Annotated in this window: 16 protein-coding genes; 3 read left to right on the forward strand and 13 right to left on the reverse strand. The window is 70.8% G+C overall.

Annotation, left to right across the window (positions count from 1 at the left end; translation table 11 throughout):
• Positions 1-39: 39 nt before the first annotated feature.
• Genes ACIRON_RS13035 through ACIRON_RS13045 form a run of 3 tightly spaced genes read right to left on the reverse strand, consistent with a single transcriptional unit; the run spans position 40 to position 1638 of the window.
• Complete coding sequence (locus ACIRON_RS13035) at positions 40-1071, reverse strand: alpha/beta fold hydrolase (protein WP_402992721.1); 1032 nt, start codon at positions 1069-1071, stop codon at positions 40-42.
• Positions 1064-1216, reverse strand: a complete 153-nt coding sequence (locus ACIRON_RS13040) for a hypothetical protein (RefSeq protein WP_402992722.1) — start codon at positions 1214-1216, stop codon at positions 1064-1066. The genes ACIRON_RS13035 and ACIRON_RS13040 overlap by 8 nt, the downstream gene beginning before the upstream one ends.
• Entirely contained in the window at positions 1213-1638 is a 426-nt protein-coding gene (locus ACIRON_RS13045) for an Ohr family peroxiredoxin (protein WP_402992723.1), read from the reverse strand. Before ACIRON_RS13045 ends, ACIRON_RS13040 begins: the two co-directional genes overlap by 4 nt.
• 183 nt (positions 1639-1821) lie before the next feature.
• Here ACIRON_RS13045 and ACIRON_RS13050 point away from each other — a divergent pair, with 183 nt between their 5' ends.
• Together ACIRON_RS13050 and ACIRON_RS13055 are read left to right on the forward strand one after the other, a co-directional pair.
• Positions 1822-2259: a VOC family protein gene (locus ACIRON_RS13050; RefSeq protein ID WP_402992724.1), complete on the forward strand. Its 438-nt coding sequence runs from the start codon at positions 1822-1824 to the stop codon at positions 2257-2259.
• 9 nt (positions 2260-2268) lie between these two features.
• Positions 2269-4986, forward strand: a complete 2718-nt coding sequence (locus tag ACIRON_RS13055; protein ID WP_402992725.1) for an AAA family ATPase — start codon at positions 2269-2271, stop codon at positions 4984-4986.
• Here ACIRON_RS13055 and ACIRON_RS13060 read toward each other — a convergent pair.
• The 7 genes from ACIRON_RS13060 to ACIRON_RS13090 form a co-directional block, all read right to left on the reverse strand.
• Positions 4972-5565 carry a TetR/AcrR family transcriptional regulator gene (locus tag ACIRON_RS13060; RefSeq protein ID WP_402992726.1) on the reverse strand — a complete coding sequence of 198 codons (594 nt, stop codon included), beginning with the start codon at positions 5563-5565 and terminating at the stop codon, positions 4972-4974. The two genes, ACIRON_RS13055 and ACIRON_RS13060, sit on opposite strands and share 15 nt — an antisense overlap.
• A gap of 41 nt (positions 5566-5606) precedes the next feature.
• Positions 5607-6671, reverse strand: a complete 1065-nt coding sequence (locus tag ACIRON_RS13065) for a branched-chain amino acid ABC transporter permease (protein ID WP_402992727.1) — start codon at positions 6669-6671, stop codon at positions 5607-5609.
• Entirely contained in the window at positions 6668-7534 is an 867-nt protein-coding gene (locus tag ACIRON_RS13070; protein WP_402992728.1) for a branched-chain amino acid ABC transporter permease, read from the reverse strand. The genes ACIRON_RS13065 and ACIRON_RS13070 overlap by 4 nt, the downstream gene beginning before the upstream one ends.
• The gene (locus tag ACIRON_RS13075) at positions 7534-8262 is read right to left on the reverse strand and encodes an ABC transporter ATP-binding protein (protein ID WP_402992729.1); all 729 of its coding nucleotides are present in this window, start codon (positions 8260-8262) and stop codon (positions 7534-7536) included. The genes ACIRON_RS13070 and ACIRON_RS13075 overlap by 1 nt, the downstream gene beginning before the upstream one ends.
• Before the next feature lie 220 nt (positions 8263-8482).
• Entirely contained in the window at positions 8483-9262 is a 780-nt protein-coding gene (locus ACIRON_RS13080; RefSeq protein WP_402992730.1) for an ABC transporter ATP-binding protein, read from the reverse strand.
• Positions 9259-10551, reverse strand: coding sequence for an ABC transporter substrate-binding protein (locus ACIRON_RS13085; RefSeq protein ID WP_402992731.1), 1293 nt, complete (start codon positions 10549-10551; stop codon positions 9259-9261). The genes ACIRON_RS13080 and ACIRON_RS13085 overlap by 4 nt, the downstream gene beginning before the upstream one ends.
• A gap of 169 nt (positions 10552-10720) precedes the next feature.
• Entirely contained in the window at positions 10721-11695 is a 975-nt protein-coding gene (locus tag ACIRON_RS13090) for a helix-turn-helix domain-containing protein (protein WP_402992732.1), read from the reverse strand.
• A gap of 136 nt (positions 11696-11831) precedes the next feature.
• Between ACIRON_RS13090 and ACIRON_RS13095 the strand changes: the two genes are divergently transcribed.
• The gene (locus tag ACIRON_RS13095) at positions 11832-12362 is read left to right on the forward strand and encodes a Dps family protein (RefSeq protein WP_402992733.1); all 531 of its coding nucleotides are present in this window, start codon (positions 11832-11834) and stop codon (positions 12360-12362) included.
• Positions 12363-12672: 310 nt separating this feature from the next.
• Here the strand turns inward: ACIRON_RS13095 and ACIRON_RS13100 are convergent, their stop codons facing one another.
• The 3 genes from ACIRON_RS13100 to ACIRON_RS13110 form a co-directional block, all read right to left on the reverse strand.
• Positions 12673-13935, reverse strand: a complete 1263-nt coding sequence (locus ACIRON_RS13100) for an NAD(P)/FAD-dependent oxidoreductase (protein WP_402992734.1) — start codon at positions 13933-13935, stop codon at positions 12673-12675.
• Complete coding sequence (locus ACIRON_RS13105; protein ID WP_402992735.1) at positions 13932-14291, reverse strand: non-heme iron oxygenase ferredoxin subunit; 360 nt, start codon at positions 14289-14291, stop codon at positions 13932-13934. Before ACIRON_RS13105 ends, ACIRON_RS13100 begins: the two co-directional genes overlap by 4 nt.
• A gap of 63 nt (positions 14292-14354) precedes the next feature.
• Positions 14355-15161, reverse strand: a complete 807-nt coding sequence (locus tag ACIRON_RS13110) for an IclR family transcriptional regulator C-terminal domain-containing protein (RefSeq protein WP_402992736.1) — start codon at positions 15159-15161, stop codon at positions 14355-14357.
• Between the last annotated feature and the right edge of the window lie 3 nt (positions 15162-15164).

A 15164-nucleotide genomic window follows, 5' to 3' on the forward strand; every position in this document is an offset into this window, starting at 1 on the left:
CCCCGATCCGTGAGGATCGGGGCGGCTTCGTCGCGCGACTCAGAGGGAGTCGGCGTCCATCACGGCACGGGCGAACTCCATCGGCGCCTCCTGCGGCACGTTGTGCCCGATGCCGACCAACGGGCGGTGGTCGTAGGGGCCGGTGAAGTGGTCGCGGTAGCCGGCGCCGTCGCCGGCGGGCGTGAACGGGTCTTTCTCGCCGTCGAGGGTGATGGTCGGGACCGAGATCGACGGCCCGGCGGCGAGCCTGCGCTCGAGGGCGTCGTAGCGTCGGTCACCGTCGGCCAGACCCAGCCGCCAGCGGTAGTTGTGGAGCACGATGTCGGCGTAGTCCGGGTTGCCGAACGCCTGGGCCGAGCGCTGGAAGGTCGCCTCGTCGAAGGCCCAGGTGGGCGAGTTGAAGCGCCAGACCAGGCGGCCGAGGTCGACGCGGTACGTCTCGTCCGCGAGGCCCTGGGCGCCGCGCTCGGTCGCGAAGTAGTACTGGTACCACCACGCCCACTCCGCGGCCGGCGGAAGCGGCTTCTTCTGGGTCTCGCGGTTGGTGATGAGGTAGCCCGTCACGGAGACGAGCGCCTTGACCCGCTCCGGCCACAGCGCGGCGATGATGTCGGCCGTACGCGACCCCCAGTCGTAGCCGGCGAGCACCGCCTGCTCGATCCCGAGAGCGTCCATCAGGTCGAGGATGTCGAGGGCGACCCGGGACTGCTGGGCGTTGCGGAACGTCCGGGTCGAGAGGAAGGTCGTGCTGCCGTGCCCACGCAGGTGCGGCACGATCGCGCGGTAGCCCTGGGCGGCCAGGATCGGCGCCACGTCGGCGAAGCTGTGGATGTCGTACGGCCAGCCGTGCAGCAGGACGACCGGCTGGCCGTCGCGCGGGCCCAGGTCGACGTACCCGACGCTGAGCTCGCCGGCCTCTATCTGCAGGACGTCCTCGAACGAGGTGCTCTCCGGGGTGCGCGGACGCCTCCGGGGCGCCCGGCCGGCGGCCGGGCCTCCGCCGGCCGCGATCAGCGCCGTCGTGCCGGCGGCCAGACCGACCGCCTTGGTGAAGCTCCGTCGATCAAGCATGGAAGTCCCTCTCTGCGTGGACGGGGTTCGGGTACGGGAGCCACGGGCCGGCCCAGCCGAGCGCGGTGGTCGCGGCGAGCAGCAGGACGTCGGCCGCCCGGGCCAGTGCGTCGACCGACCCGGGCTGGGTGTCGCTCGAGGTCACTTGGCTCGCGCGATGATCTCGACCGGGACGTTGCCGGTGATGGCCTTCGAGTACGGGCAGGTCTGGTGGGCCCTCTCGGCGAGACGCTGGATGGTCTCCTCGTCGACCCCGCCGGCCACGACCTCGAGCTTCGCGGTGAGGAAGAAGCCCTTCGTCTCGTCGTGGTTGAGGGTGACGTCGGCGGTGATCTCGATGCCGTCCAGGCGGATCTTCTCGGCGCCCGCCGCGAGCCGGAGCGCGCCCATGAAGCAGCCCGACCAGCCGGCCGCGAAGAGCTGTTCGGGGTTGGTGCCGCCGCCGGCGCCGCCCAGCTCGGTGGGGGTCGCGAGGATCTGGTCGATGGCCCCGTCGTTCGACGCGATGTGGCCGCCGTTGCGTCCCTCGCCGGTGGTGGTGACGGTGCCGGTGTAGCTGAGTGCCATGGTGATGTTCTCCTGTGGTGAGGTGTCTTTCTCGACGCCCTGACTCTCTCGGGAGACCCACTGGCCGGGCACCAGGGAAGGACACTGGCCGACCCACGGGTCACCCACCGGTGTCCCGGGCCCACGCATCACCAGTGGCTCGACCGCGGGCGAGTCGTCCGTCCGATGGGCCACAGTGCCGACATGGACTACAGACTCGAGCTGCTCGTGCTTCCGGTCTCCGACGTCGACCGGGCCAAGGCCTTCTACCACCGGATCGGCTTCCGGGAGGAGGCCGACTACATCGACGACCACGACTTCCGCGTCGTTCAGCTGACCCCGCCGGGTTCCCCGACCTCGATCATCATCGGGCGCGGGATCACGGGTGCCGAGCCGGGCTCGGTGCAGAACCTCCACCTCTTCGTCACCGACATCGAGCGGGCCCGGCGCGACCTGCTCGGCCGCGGTGTCGAGGTGAGCGAGATCTTCCACGACGCCGGCGGGGTGTTCCCCCACGCCGGGACCGCACACCGGCTGGCCGGGCTGAGCCCCGGCCGGAGGTCGTACGCCTCGTTCGCCTCGTTCGCCGATCCGGACGGCAACGGCTTCCTCCTCCAGGAGGTGAGCGAACGCGCGTCATAATGGCAGACGATGAGCACGGAGAATTCCGCCCTGCGTGGGCGGCGTACGGAGCGGGACGCCCTTGATCGGATCGTGCGGGACATCGGCGGCGGACAGAGCCGGGTGCTCGTGGTCCGCGGCGAGGCCGGAGCCGGCAAGACCGCACTGCTCGACTACCTGAGCGATCGCGCCACGACGGGCCGGGTCATCCGGGCCGCGGGCGTCGAGCTCGAGTCGGAGATCGCGTACGCCGGTCTGCAGCAGCTCTGCGCGCCGCTGATGCCGCACCTCGACCGGTTGGCCGAGCCGCAGCGCGCCGCGCTCGCGACGGCGTTCGGCCTCAGCGCCGGCGAACCGCCCGAGGCGCTGATCGTCGGGCTGGCAGTGCTCGGTCTGATGGCGGAGTCGGCCTCCGAGAACCCGCTGGTCTGCGTCGTCGACGACGCCCAGTGGCTGGACCGGATGTCGGAGGTGATCCTGACCTTCGTCGCCCGACGCCTCGACTCCGAGTCGGTGGCCCTCGTCTTCGGTGCGCGCACGCCCGGCGACGAGCAGCTGCTCAGTGGTCTGCCCGAGCTGCGGGTCGCCGGTCTGGCGGACGCCGACGCGCGCATCCTGCTCGAGTCGGCGCTGCACGGCCCGGTGGACGCCCGGGTGCAGGACCGGATCATCGCCGAGACGCGAGGCAACCCGCTCGCCCTGCTCGAGCTGCCCCGCGGACTGACCCGGGCCGAGCTCGACTTCGGGTTCGGCGGGCAGAGCTCCACCCCGCTCACCAGCCGAATGGAGGACGGCTTCGCCCGGCGTATCGCCGCGCTGCCGGCCGCCACTCGGACGCTGGTGCTCGCGGCTGCGGTCGAGCCGGTGGGCGACCTCCCCCTGCTGCTGCGGACCCTCGAGCGGCTCGAGATCGGTCTGGACGCCGCTGCCCCGGCGGAGGACGCCGGCCTGCTGGAGATCGGGACGACTGTGCGCTTCCGGCATCCGCTGGTCCGCTCCGCGAGCCGTCGCGGGGCCGACGCCTCCGCGCTCCGCGCGGTGCATGCCGCGCTGGCGGCGGCGACCGACCCCGAGGTCGACCCGGACCGTCGCGCCTGGCACCGCGCGCATGCGGCGCTGGGCCCGGACCAGGAGGTGGCCGACGAGCTGGAGCGATCCGCCGACCGGGCCCTCGCGCGCGGAGGACGGGCGGCCGCCGCGGCGTTCCTCGAACGGGCGGCCGAGCTCACCCCGGACGCGTCCACGCGGGCGGGTCGGATGCTCGCCGCGGCCGAGGCGCTCTTCGCGTGCGGTGCGCTCACCGACGTGCCCGGCGCGCTCTCGGCGGCCGAGATCGGCCCGCTCGACCTGGTCCAGCGCGCCCGGGTGGAGCGGCTGCGGGCCAAGGTCACCTTCGCGGTCGACGCCGGCGTCGGCGCGGTGCCGGCGCTGCTCGAGGCCGCCCACCGGCTCGAGACCCTCGACCCGAGCGCCGCGCGCGAGACGTACCTCGCGGCGATCGCCGCCGGCGTGAACGCCGGCCGGTACGGCGCCGACGAGCTGCGCCGGGCGGCGGAGGCCGCCCGCGGCGTACCTGCGGGTGAGGAGCCGGCCGGACTGCTCCTCACCGCCCTCTCGACCTGGGTCCTCGACGGCCATGCCGCCTCGGTGCCGCTGGTCACCCGGGCCTTGGCTGCGGTCGGACCCGACAACGACGTCGACCTGGCCTGGTTGTGCGCGATCCTCGTGCACGAGGTGTGGGACGACGCCGACTACCAGGCCCGGACCGAGCGCACCCTCGCGTACGCCCGCGAGACCGGCATCCGCTCTCTGCTGCCCTATGCGCTGTCCTCCCGCGCGATGGCGCTGATCCACGCCGGTCGCTTCGCCGACGCCGCGGACCTGGTCGCCGAGGCCGAGGCCATCGGCGGGGCCGCCGGCTCCTCGCCGCGCTCGGCCACCGCCGTCATCCTCGCCGCGTCCCGCGGTCAGGAGGCGTCGGCGCTGGACCAGATCGACGCCCTCGGTCGTGAGGCCGAGGAGGGCAGTCTCGGCTGGCTGCTGGCCGTCACCGGGTTCAGCCGGGCGACCTTGCTCAACGGCCTCGGCCGTTATGCGGAGGCGCTCGAAGCGGCCGACCGAGCCGCCGAGCACAGTGATGTCGCGGTCCTGCAGTGGACGCTCCAGGAGCTGGTCGAGGCCGCGTCTCGTACGGGTGATCTCGCCCGGGCCACCAAGGCACGCGACCGGCTCGCCGAGCGGACCCGCTCCGTCGACGCCCCGTGGGCGCGGGGCGTCCAGGCCCTGGTCGACGCGTTGGTCGCTCCCGGTGCGGAGGCGGAGGCCCTCTACCTCGAGGCGATCGAGCAGCTCGACGGGTCGTGGATGACCTGGATCCTCGCCCGGGCTCGGCTGCTCTTCGGGGAGTGGCTGCGCCGGGAGAACCGCCCCGTCGACGCGCGGCAGGTGCTGCGTACGGCCTACGACGCCTTCACCGCTATGGGCGCGGAGGCCTTCGCCGACAGGGCGGAACGGGAGCTCGCCGCGGCCGGCGAGAGCCTGCCCCGGCGGACGGGAGTCGTCCAGGAGGGCCTCACCCCGCAGGAGTCCCAGATCGCTCGCGCGGCGGCCGCCGGGCGCACCAACCCGGAGATCGCGGCAGTGATGTTCCTCAGCCCGCGCACCGTGGAGTGGCACCTGCGCAAGATCTACACGAAGCTCGGGATCGCCTCCCGGCGCGAGCTGGCTGGAGCCTTAGGCGGTAGATGACTCACGCAGGTGGGTGATGAGGAGCGCCAGGATCGCCTCGAGGTGGTCGGTCCTGCCCGTCACCTGCAGCACCGAGACACCGCCCTGGATGCCGGCGATGATCGCCGCCGACGTACGTCGCGCGTCGAGCTCGGCGCTCACGGAGCCGTTCGCCTGCATCGTCTCGATGCCGATCCGCACGTGGTCCTGCCACTGGCGGATCAGCGTGGTCGAGACCTCGGCGGCCCCGGGGACGCTGCCCACCTGGTTCATCAGCGCCGCCAGCGGGCAGTTGGGACCCTGCGCCTTGTAGCGCGCGAGGACCGCCCTGCGCCAGCGGTCCCAGGCGGCCCACGAGTCGAGCTCACCGAGGTGCGGCTGCTGGTCGTCGATCACCCGGGCGGCCTCCAGACGGGCCACCTCGAGGAACAGCTCCTCCTTGCCACCCGGGAAGTAGTGGAAGATCTGGCTCTTGCTCGTCTGGGTGGCCGCGCGGATGTCGTCCAACGTCGCATTTCCGGGGTCGGTGCTGCGGAGGTAGGTCGACGCACCCTCGAGCAGCCGCTGGCGCGTGGCCATGCCCTTGGTCGTGAACGCCATCCGCCGAGCCTACCTCGAAACCAGGACCAGTCAGTCCAAAATCACTCGAAATCCACAGACTGGGCCACTTGTGGAGAACCCTGTGGATAAACCTGGTGACCGACCGGGAAGACCTCGTAGCGCCCCCGCGCCGCCAGCCCCCACAGCCCTTTCGGTGCGAGCAGCACCACGGCGATCGCGACCGCGCCGAGCGCGATGAGATACCAGGTGCCGTACGAGTCGAGCAGCTGCTGCAGCGCGAAGAAGATCACCGCTCCCAGGATCGGGCCCTCGATCGTCCCCAGCCCACCGATCACGACGATGAAGATCATGAAGGCGGTGTACTGGACCGAGAACATCGAGTCGGGCGAGACCCGCAGGCCGTTGACCGCGATCAGCGCGCCGGCCAGGCCGGCACCGCCGGACGCGGCGACGTAGACGAGGCGCTGCGAGCGCCGGACCGCGACGCCGAGGGAGGCCGCGGCCACCGAGTCGTCACGGATCGCGGTGAGGCCGAGGCCGACGCGCGAGCGCATCAGGGCGTACGTCGCGAGCACGACGAGCACGGCCAGCGCGAGCGCCAGGTAGTAGACGGTCGCGATCCGGGTCACCCGGTCGACGCCCTGGAAGGCGGTGAGCGAGAGGCCGGAGCCGCCGCCGAAGCCGGGGAGCTCCTGGGTGACCAGCTTGAAGACCTCGGCCACCACCCAGGTGCCGATCGCGAAATAGCCTCCGACCAGCCGGAACAGCAGGAACGATGTCGGGATCGCCAGCAGTGCGCAGACCACACCGGCGGCCACCACGGCCACCGGGATCGGCAACCCGACGACGTCGGCGAGCTTGATCACGCCGTAGCCGCCGGCGCCGATGTACGCCTGCTGTCCGATCGAGACCAGGCCGCCGTAGCCGGCCATCAGGTTCCAGGTCGTGCCGAGGATGATCAGCGCGAAGAGGGTGACCAGGTTGGTCACGTCGCCCGGGCTGAACACGAACCACGGCGCCGCGGCCAGGAACACCACGATCGCGGCGAGGACCCCGCCGCCGGCAAGCGAGGGCCAGCCGCCGCGTACGACCTTCAGGTCTTTCGTGGCGAGGTCTTGTCTGGCGAGGGATGTCGTGGAGCTCATGCGACGACCGCCTTCGGGAGCAGGCCCTGGGGCCGGAACAGGAGTACGACCAGGAAGACCAGGTGACCGGCGAGGACGCCGTAGGCCGGGTCGATCTGGGCGCCGACGGTCTGCGCGACGCCGAGCACGAGGCCGCCGAGGAGCGTGCCCCACAGCGAGCCGAGCCCACCGATGATGACCGCCTCGAAGGCGAAGATCAGGACCAGATCCCCGTACGTCGGGCTGAACTGCGTCGACATGCCGAGGAAGACGCCGGCCAGGGCGACGGTGCCGATGGCGATGGCGGTGGCGGTGGCGTACATGTGCCTCTCGTCGATCCCCATCAGCGTGGCCGCCTCGGGGTCGTCCTTCGTCGCGCGCATGGCGCGGCCGATGCGGGTGTGGGAGAGGTAGAGCTGCAGGCCGACGATGACGGCGACCGCCACCACGAGCGTGATCAGCGAGAAGACGCCGATGCGTAGGTCGCCCAGCTCCACCGACGAGGTCGACAGGTCGCCGATCGAGATCTTGCGGGAGTCGGCGGTGAAGATCTCCTGGAGCAGGTTGGCGCCGATGACCGCCAGGCCGAACGAGACCAGCAGCGGCGACAGCTCGCCATGGCGCAGCGCCCTGTTGAACAGGCCGCGCTGGATGGCGTAGCCGACCGCGGCGAGCACGGGGATCACGATGACGATGGTGAGGAACGACGGCATCCCGGTCTGCTGGACGAGCCAGAACGCGAGATAGGCAGAGGCGACCGCGAGGACGCCGTGGGCCAGGTTGACGATCCGCATCACGCCGAAGATGAGGCTCAGACCGCAGGCGAGGAGTGCGTACTGCCCGCCGAGCAGGAGTCCTTGGAGGACCGCGTTGATCCAGTCCATCAGCCGGCCTCCCTTCCTTCCGAGGCATCGACCCCGAAGTACGCCGCTTGGACCTGCTCCCGGGTGACGTCGGCCGCGGCGCCCTCGAGGACGGTCCGGCCCTCGAGGAGGCACTGCACCCGGTCGGCCACGGTGAGTGCCTGGGTGAGGTCCTGTTCGACCACGAGCACCGTCGTCCCCTTCTCCGCGATGGTGGGAAGCGCCCGGTAGATGTCGGCGATCACGACCGGGGCGAGGCCGAGCGAGACCTCGTCGAGCAGGAGCAGCTTCGGGTTGGACATCAGCGCCCGGCCGATGGCGGTCGCCTGCTGCTCGCCGCCGGAGAGGTGCGCTCCGCGGCGCGTTCTCAACTCCTCGAGCAGCGGGAACGCGTCGTAGACGGTCTGGAGGTTCCAGGGGCCGGGCCGGCGTCCGTGCGCGCCGACCTTAAGGTTCTCCTCGACGGTCAGCGAGGCGAAGATCCGGCGTCCTTCCGGCGTGAGCGCGATGCCCTCGCGTACCCGTCGGTGCGCGGGGGTGTGGGAGACGTTGTGGCCGTCGAAGCGGATCTGGCCGGCGCTCGGCCGGAGCAGGCCGGCGATGGTCTTCAGCAGCGTGGACTTGCCGGCGCCGTTGGCGCCGATCACGGCCAGTGTCTCGCCCTCGGCGACGGTCAGGGTGATGCCGTGCAGGGCACGGAAGTCGCCGTAGGCGACGTCGATCGCGTCGACCTCGAGCAGGGTGGTCATCGGCCTTCCTCGGATGCTGACCGAGGTAACTCGGTGAACGGGTGCTTGCTTCGTGGAGCTCCGCACGGGGAGTGGGCGCCGACCGAGGTAACTCGGTGAGCACTCACCAGGGCGCCCCGGGATGTTGACCGAGGTAACTCGGTGAACGCGTGCTTGCTTCGTGGAACTCCGCACGGGGAGTAACCGCCGACCGAGGTCACTCGGTGAGCACTCGCCGGGCTCACTGGTCCTCCAGGTCGGGGGAGCCGAGATAGACGGCGGCGACGGCGTCGGACGCCATCACCTCACGTGGGTCGCCGGTGGCGACGACGTCGCCCTGGGCCAGGCACATCAACCGGTCCACGACCTGCAGCAACGCGTGCACGATGTGCTCGATCCAGACGACCCCGGTGCCGTTGTCGCGGATCGCCGAGATGGTCTCGATCAGGGCGGGCAGCTCGTGCTCGGTGAGGCCGCCGGCGATCTCGTCGAGGAGCAGCAGCCGCGGCTGGGTGGCCAGCGCGCGGGCGAGCTCGAGCCGCTTGCGGTCGAGCAGCCGCAGCGAGCCGGCGGGGGTGTTGGCCAAGCGGGTCAGGTCGGCCGTCTCCAGCGCCTCCCACGCCTGCGCGTCGGCCTCTCGGCGACGCTTGCCCGCGCCGAAGGTGGACCCGACCAGGACGTTCTCGAAGACGGTGAGCCCCTCGAAGGGGCGGGGGATCTGGAACGTACGCCCGATCCCAAGGGCCGTGCGGCGGGCCGCCGGCATCCGGGTGACGTCGGTGCCGTCGAAGCGGATGGTGCCCGCGTCGACCGGGAGCGTGCCGGTCACGAGGTTGAGCAGCGTGGACTTGCCGGCGCCGTTGGGGCCGACGATGCCGAGTGCCTCGCCCGCGGCCACGTGGAAGGAGACCGAGCGGGCGGTGACGACCTGGCCAAACGCCTTGGCCAGGCCCTCGGCCTCCAGCAGCGCACCCGCGGGCGCGCTGCTGGAGGCGTCGAGCGTTGGTTGAACAGAGGTCACTTGAGCGCCTCGGGCTCGCCGCCGAGAGGTACGTCGGGAGCCAGCGAGTTCTGCACGACGACGAGCTCGAACGGGTGCTCCCCGCCCTCGACCTGGCGCCACTGACCGCCCGCGAGGGAGGTCTTGGCGACGTACGGCGGGACATTCGCGTCCTTGCCCCACGCGACGTCACCGACGACCGTGGAGACCTCGAGCCCGGAGAGGGCCTTGGTGATCGCGTCGGCGTCGGTCGAGCCGGCCTCGGTCACGGCCGCGGTCGCGACCTCGAAGAGCGCGTGCGCGAAGCCGAGCGGCTGGGTCCACTGCTTGCCGGTCTTCTCCTCGTACGCATCCGCCAGCTCCTGCGCGGACTGGCCGGTCAGCGAGGACTTGTAGGGAGCGGTCGGGGTCCACCAGACCTCGGTGGAGAGGTTGTGGGCGATTGGGCCCAGCGCCTCGACGGAGGACGGGAAGAGGAGCGCCTTGCCGATGGTCGCGACCTTCGGGTTGTAGCCCTGCTGCTTCGCCTGCTGCCAGAACGTGGTGAAGTCCGGCGGGATCGGGACGCCGACCAGGACGTCGTGCCCCTTGTAGGCGCTGATCTGGGCGGAGAAGTCCTTGGTGCCGTTGGGGTAGTTGCCCGGGTTGTCGATCTTGACGCCGGACGCCTCGGTGAGCGCCGGGAAGTTGGCGCCCCAGGCCTCGCCGTCGGGGTCCTTCGGGAACAGACCGCCGGCCTTCTTGTTGTTCTCGACCTTGCTCCAGATGTCGGCGTAGACCGTCGCGACGTCCTCCAGGCCCCAGAAGAAGTGGTAGCTGTACTTCAGGTCGGCCGGCTTGTCGCCGCTGCGGATCGCGAAGGGCTGCCACGGGGCGACCGTGGTGATGCACGGGATCGAGTTGGCCTCGCACTGCTCCGAGACCGGGTTGACGATGTCGGGCGTCGAGGAGGCGACGATGATGTCGGCGCCGTCCTTGTTGATCAGGTCGCCGGCCACCGCCCCGGCCTTCGTGGTGTCGCTCTGCGCGTCGCGTACGACGATCTCGACGTCCAACTCCTTGTCGCCTGCCTTGACCGGGTGGTCCTTGAAGTAGGCCTCCATCTCGTCGACGACGAAGCTGTTCGCCTCGCCGAAGGGCGCCGAGGAGCCCGTCTCGGTCGAGACGAACCCGATGGTGAGCGTGTCCTCGCCGCCACCGCCTTCGTCGTCGATGCCGCCCGACCCGCAGGCCGTCAAGGTCAGCGCCATCGCTGCGACACCGGCGGCGGCCATGCTCAGGCCGCGTCCGGTGGTGAGTCCGTTGCGCACGTACGTCTCCTTAGAGAGTGTGGGGTGTTCGAGAGTGTCGTCCGCCACCGCCCCTACAGGTGGGAAGCAGGGTCTGGTTGGCGGAAAATCGCATGGAAGACCTATCGGACTTTGGTGGACTTGTCACCCTTTCGCGCCGAGAAGTGAGCTGTGACGTACGAAACTCGGGTCAGGCGCGGGCGGCGCGGCGTACGTCTCCGGCGGCTACGCCGAAGCGCTTGCGGAAGGCCTGGGAGAAGTACGAGGCCGAGGTGAAGCCGCACTTCTCGGCGACGTCGACGGTGCGGACGGCCGGGTCCGAGCCGGTGGCGAGCATCGCGTAGGCGAGCTCGAGGCGGCGGCCGAGGATGTGGCGGGGGACGCTGGTGCCGGTGTCGGCGAAGAGCCGGGACAGGTGGCGCTCGGAGATGCCGGCGCCCGCGGCGACAGTCGTGGCGGAGAGGCCGGGGTCGGCGAGATGGTCCTCGATGAACGCCTTCGCCGCTGCTCGGTGGGCCGTGGCCAGCGAGACCTTCCCGGCGGTGGCGATCACCGAGATCAGGTCGAGCACGGCCTCCTCGTCGGCCGGCACCGGGTCGTGGGGGCGGAGCGCGCGGCCGACCATCTGCACGAGTGCTCGCCCGTGCGGATCCTGGTCACGGCCGGCGTCGAGGACGAGCGGCTCCGGCATCGACATGATTCCGGTGCGAGCCGCGAAGGCCTCCACCGGCACCTTGACCGCGAGCTCCTCGAGGCCGTGCCCGAAGCCCCGCAGGAAGGGCGCGTCGACGTCGCACACGATCAGCTGTCCGGGCCGGATGACCTTGCGACGGCCGGCGTACTCCAGGATCGCCTCGCCGCGGAGGCTGGCGTAGACGGCGATCGACCGTGCCGGGATCTCCTTGACGAGGCTGGCCGGTCGCTCGACGACGTGGCGGGTGGCCCGGACCCGCGCCAGATGGATCTCGTCGAGCTGCAGGTTGACCTCCTGCGCGTCGAACCCGTGGCCGTCGATGGGCCGGCAGGAGAGCGCGACCAGGGCGCTGGCGTTGTGGCGTTCCCAGGCCTCGACCTGCGCGTCCGTGTTCAGCCGGCTGGTCTCGAAGACCTCCGGGCGGCGAACCCGCGCGACGAGGGGGGCTGGGTCGTCTCCGGCTGGCGGCACGGCCCGACTCTACGGCGTGCCGCGAGCCACGGCGATGACTTAGGGAAGACTAACCTTTCTGGAATGGTTCAAGAAAAGGTGGCACAGTGGGTGTCACCAAGAAAGACCCACATCTATCCAGGGGGATACACCGAACATGGCTACGCAGACCGCCACGAGCAGCGCCACCCACACCTCGCACCCGGCGTTCGTCCCGAGCCCGGCGTTCGCGACGCAGATGCAGCGCCTGCTCGTCGATCTGACCGAGCTCAGCCTGCAGGGCAAGCAGCTGCACTGGAACGTCGTCGGCAAGAACTTCCGCGACATGCACCTGGTCCTCGACGAGGTCGTCGACGCCGCCCGTGACTTCACCGACGAGGTCGCCGAGCGCATGCGTGCGCTCTACATCCTCCCCGACGGCCGCACCGGCACCGTCTCCGAGGACACCACCCTCGCGCCGCTCCCGGCGACCGAGGTCGACACCGCGACGGCCGCCGACCTCGCCGCCGCCGCGCTCTACGCCACCTCGAAGACCGCTCGCGACATCCACGACGACATCGACTCCGAGGACCCGACCACCGCCGACCTGCTGCACGCGATCATCACCCGCGTCGAGCAGCTCGCCTGGTTCATCGACTCCGAGAACCGCGTCGCCAACCAGTCCAAGCCCGCTCAGCTGACCGTCTGAGATCTTTCCCCTAGGACGGCGTCCCGCGAGCTGCTCGCGGGGCGCCGTCCTTCGTTGTGCGCGCGCTGCGGTGGGGCATTTTCCCGCCATGGCGGGATTCTGGCCGGGCTCGAGCCGGCAGGAGGGCGCACTTCCCCGCCATGGCGGGGAAGTGCACCGCAGCCGAGTCAGCCCGTCCTCACCGCAGAACCCGTCGAGTCGGCTCGTTCGAACGCGCCGACTCGGCACGGATTTCGGTCAGGACGCGCCGACTCGGCACGGATCCCTGTCAGGACGAGCCGACTCGGCACGGATCTCGGCGACGAGCTCGCTACCGGCGCAGCAGGGTTCGGAGGCTCTTGGTCGGATCCGCAAGATCAGATGCACGTACGTCGGCAGTACGGTCGATCAGCCGGCGCGCTGCTTTCGCGGCAGCCGGGTCATCGACAGCGACTGCGCCGATGAGGCGCTCACCGTGGAGGGTGAACACCGCGAACGGCGGCTCGCCGAGAGTGCCGCGTACGACAGTCTCGTGCTCTGCGTCCGGCTCGTGCATCTCACCGACGACCTCGACATGCAGGTCGTAGCGGTCGGTCCAGAACCATGGGGCGGTCTCGGCATGGGCGTCGATGCCGAGGATCGTCGCCGCGGCCCGCTGGCCGTCGAGCAGCGCCGCCTCCCAGTGCTCTTCGCGGCGGTGGCCGCGGCGCCGGGCGCAGTCACCGACGGCGAGGACCTTCGGGTGCGACGTGACCTGTTGGTCGTCGACGACGACACCGTTGTCGACCTCCAGCCCAGCAGCTTTCGCCAAGGTGGTGTCGGGCACCATCCCCACCGCGAGCAGGACGGCATCGAAGGTACGGGGCGACGCCGCTCCAGCGATGTGCGCCACTACTCCGGCTCTCGTCGACTCGAGCTTCTCGACCGTGGATGTCACCGTCTCCACGCCGTGGACCGCGTGCAAGGAGTGCAGCCACTTGGCGACCTGGGTGCCGACCGCGGCCGCGATCGGCGGGTCGGCAGGATCGACGAGCACGACCTCGCACCCGAGCTTCCGAGCGGTCGAGGCGACCTCGGCGCCGATCAGCCCCGCACCGGCCACCAGCAGCCTGGCACCCGGGAGCAGCACGCCCCGCAGCGCATCGGCGTCCTCGGCACTCCGCAGCGTGTGGATCCCCGTGGTCGAGCGCGGGATTCCCATGCCTGCTGGTGGGCGGTCGAGGAGCTCCCGGACCACGCGTTCGACGTCCGGCCACAGCGACCCCCCACCCGTCGCCAGGACGATCCGATCGGCGGAGAGCTCTCGGCCGTCCGACAGCACCACCGTGCCGGCGTCCGGATCCAGCGCCTCCACCAACGCATCCGCGAGGAGGTCGATCCGCTGCTCGGCGTACCACTCCGGCGCCTGCAGCGCGATCGAGTCGAGGTCCTTCGCTCCCGACAGATACTCCTTGGACAGGGGCGGACGGTCGTACGGAAACGCGTCGGCGGAGAGGAGCGTCAGGTCACCGACGAACCCACGCTTCCGCAGCTCCGCGACGGTCGACACACCGGCGATCCCGCCACCGACGACGAGGACCGACGAGACCGTCACGGACGCTCGTTCGGGAACAGGTAGACCTCCCCGTCACGCACCTCGACCCGGTGCGGGACGGTGTCCCGGGTGGCCGGGAGGCCGTCGACCTTGCCGGTCTTGAGGTTGAACCGCGAGGAGTGCAGGGGGCACTCGACATCGCCGTCCTCGACCCAGCCCTCGGCCAGCGAGGCGGTCTCGTGGGTGCAGGTGTCGTTGAGGGCCCAGCAGGTGCCGTCGTCGTCGCGCAGGATGGCGATGTCGTCCTCGGTGCCGGTGATGTCGGAGGAGATCGCGATCCCCTCACCCTCCGGGATGTCCTCGACGGACGCGACGCGGATTCCTGTACTTCCGCCGTTTCCACTATTTGCGGTCATGCCCCCATCTTCCAACGTGGGGGCAGAAGACCCGGCGACCTCCCCCTACCCGGGGCGCGCGCCTCAGGCCTGGTGGGTCTGGTGGAGGTCGTCGCCGATGCGCACTGCCGTACGCACCAGGTCGGGCACCGTGTCGAGAAGGTCGAGCACCGGAGCCTGCCCTCCGGTGCGCGTCGAGACGTTGAGCCCGGCGACGACGCGCCCGGTCCGGTCGCGGATCGGTGTCGCGACCGCGCTGAGCCCGGCCTCGAGAACCTCCGAGACGTGGCACCAGCCACGGGCGCGGATGTCGGCCAACTCCTTGCGCAGGTCATCGGTGGACAGCCCGGTGCGTTTCGACTGCTCATGGAAGCCGTCGGAGGCGAGAAAGGCAGCTAGCTCCTCATCGGGGAGTCCGGACAGGACGACGCGGCCGATGGCCGGGAGAGACGCCGGCAGCCTGCTGCCTACGTGGATCGAGACCGCAACCAGACGGGGCGCACCGACCCTGAGCAGGTAGACGATGCTGTCGCCGTCGAGCCGCCCAAGCGACACCGTCCGTCCCAGCCGGTGCGAGAGCTCCTCGCAATGCGGTAGCGCCACCTCGGCGAGCGAGAGGCGTGACTGGCTCGCGTAGCCGAGGTCGAGCAACCGCGACGTGAGGCGGTAGTGGCGGCCGTCGTACACCGCCAGTCCCGCGGTCATGAGGGTGCGCAGCAACCGCCGGGTGGCCGACCGACTGAAGCCAGTGCGCTCGGCCGCCTCATCCAGCGAGAGTCCCGGATGAGTGCCATCGAAGGCCCGCACGACGGCCAGCCCGCGCATCAACGACTGGACGACGTCACGGTCGGAGATCCGCCGCTCATCACCCGCAAAGATCGGTTCCGCCATGCG

The organism is Nocardioides sp. NPDC101246 (genome assembly GCF_044767415.1).
Taxonomy (GTDB): domain Bacteria; phylum Actinomycetota; class Actinomycetes; order Propionibacteriales; family Nocardioidaceae; genus Nocardioides.

Coding starts and splice junctions, on each gene's coding strand:
- ACIRON_RS13105 (WP_402992735.1), bottom strand. CDS start 14,291: ATGACCGCAAATAGTGGAAACGGCGGAAGTACAGGAATCCGCGTCGCG.
- ACIRON_RS13035 (WP_402992721.1), bottom strand. CDS start 1,071: ATGCTTGATCGACGGAGCTTCACCAAGGCGGTCGGTCTGGCCGCCGGC.
- ACIRON_RS13055 (WP_402992725.1), top strand. CDS start 2,269: ATGAGCACGGAGAATTCCGCCCTGCGTGGGCGGCGTACGGAGCGGGAC.
- ACIRON_RS13070 (WP_402992728.1), bottom strand. CDS start 7,534: ATGGACTGGATCAACGCGGTCCTCCAAGGACTCCTGCTCGGCGGGCAG.
- ACIRON_RS13110 (WP_402992736.1), bottom strand. CDS start 15,161: ATGGCGGAACCGATCTTTGCGGGTGATGAGCGGCGGATCTCCGACCGT.
- ACIRON_RS13075 (WP_402992729.1), bottom strand. CDS start 8,262: ATGACCACCCTGCTCGAGGTCGACGCGATCGACGTCGCCTACGGCGAC.
- ACIRON_RS13095 (WP_402992733.1), top strand. CDS start 11,832: ATGGCTACGCAGACCGCCACGAGCAGCGCCACCCACACCTCGCACCCG.
- ACIRON_RS13050 (WP_402992724.1), top strand. CDS start 1,822: ATGGACTACAGACTCGAGCTGCTCGTGCTTCCGGTCTCCGACGTCGAC.
- ACIRON_RS13065 (WP_402992727.1), bottom strand. CDS start 6,671: ATGAGCTCCACGACATCCCTCGCCAGACAAGACCTCGCCACGAAAGAC.
- ACIRON_RS13045 (WP_402992723.1), bottom strand. CDS start 1,638: ATGGCACTCAGCTACACCGGCACCGTCACCACCACCGGCGAGGGACGC.
- ACIRON_RS13060 (WP_402992726.1), bottom strand. CDS start 5,565: ATGGCGTTCACGACCAAGGGCATGGCCACGCGCCAGCGGCTGCTCGAG.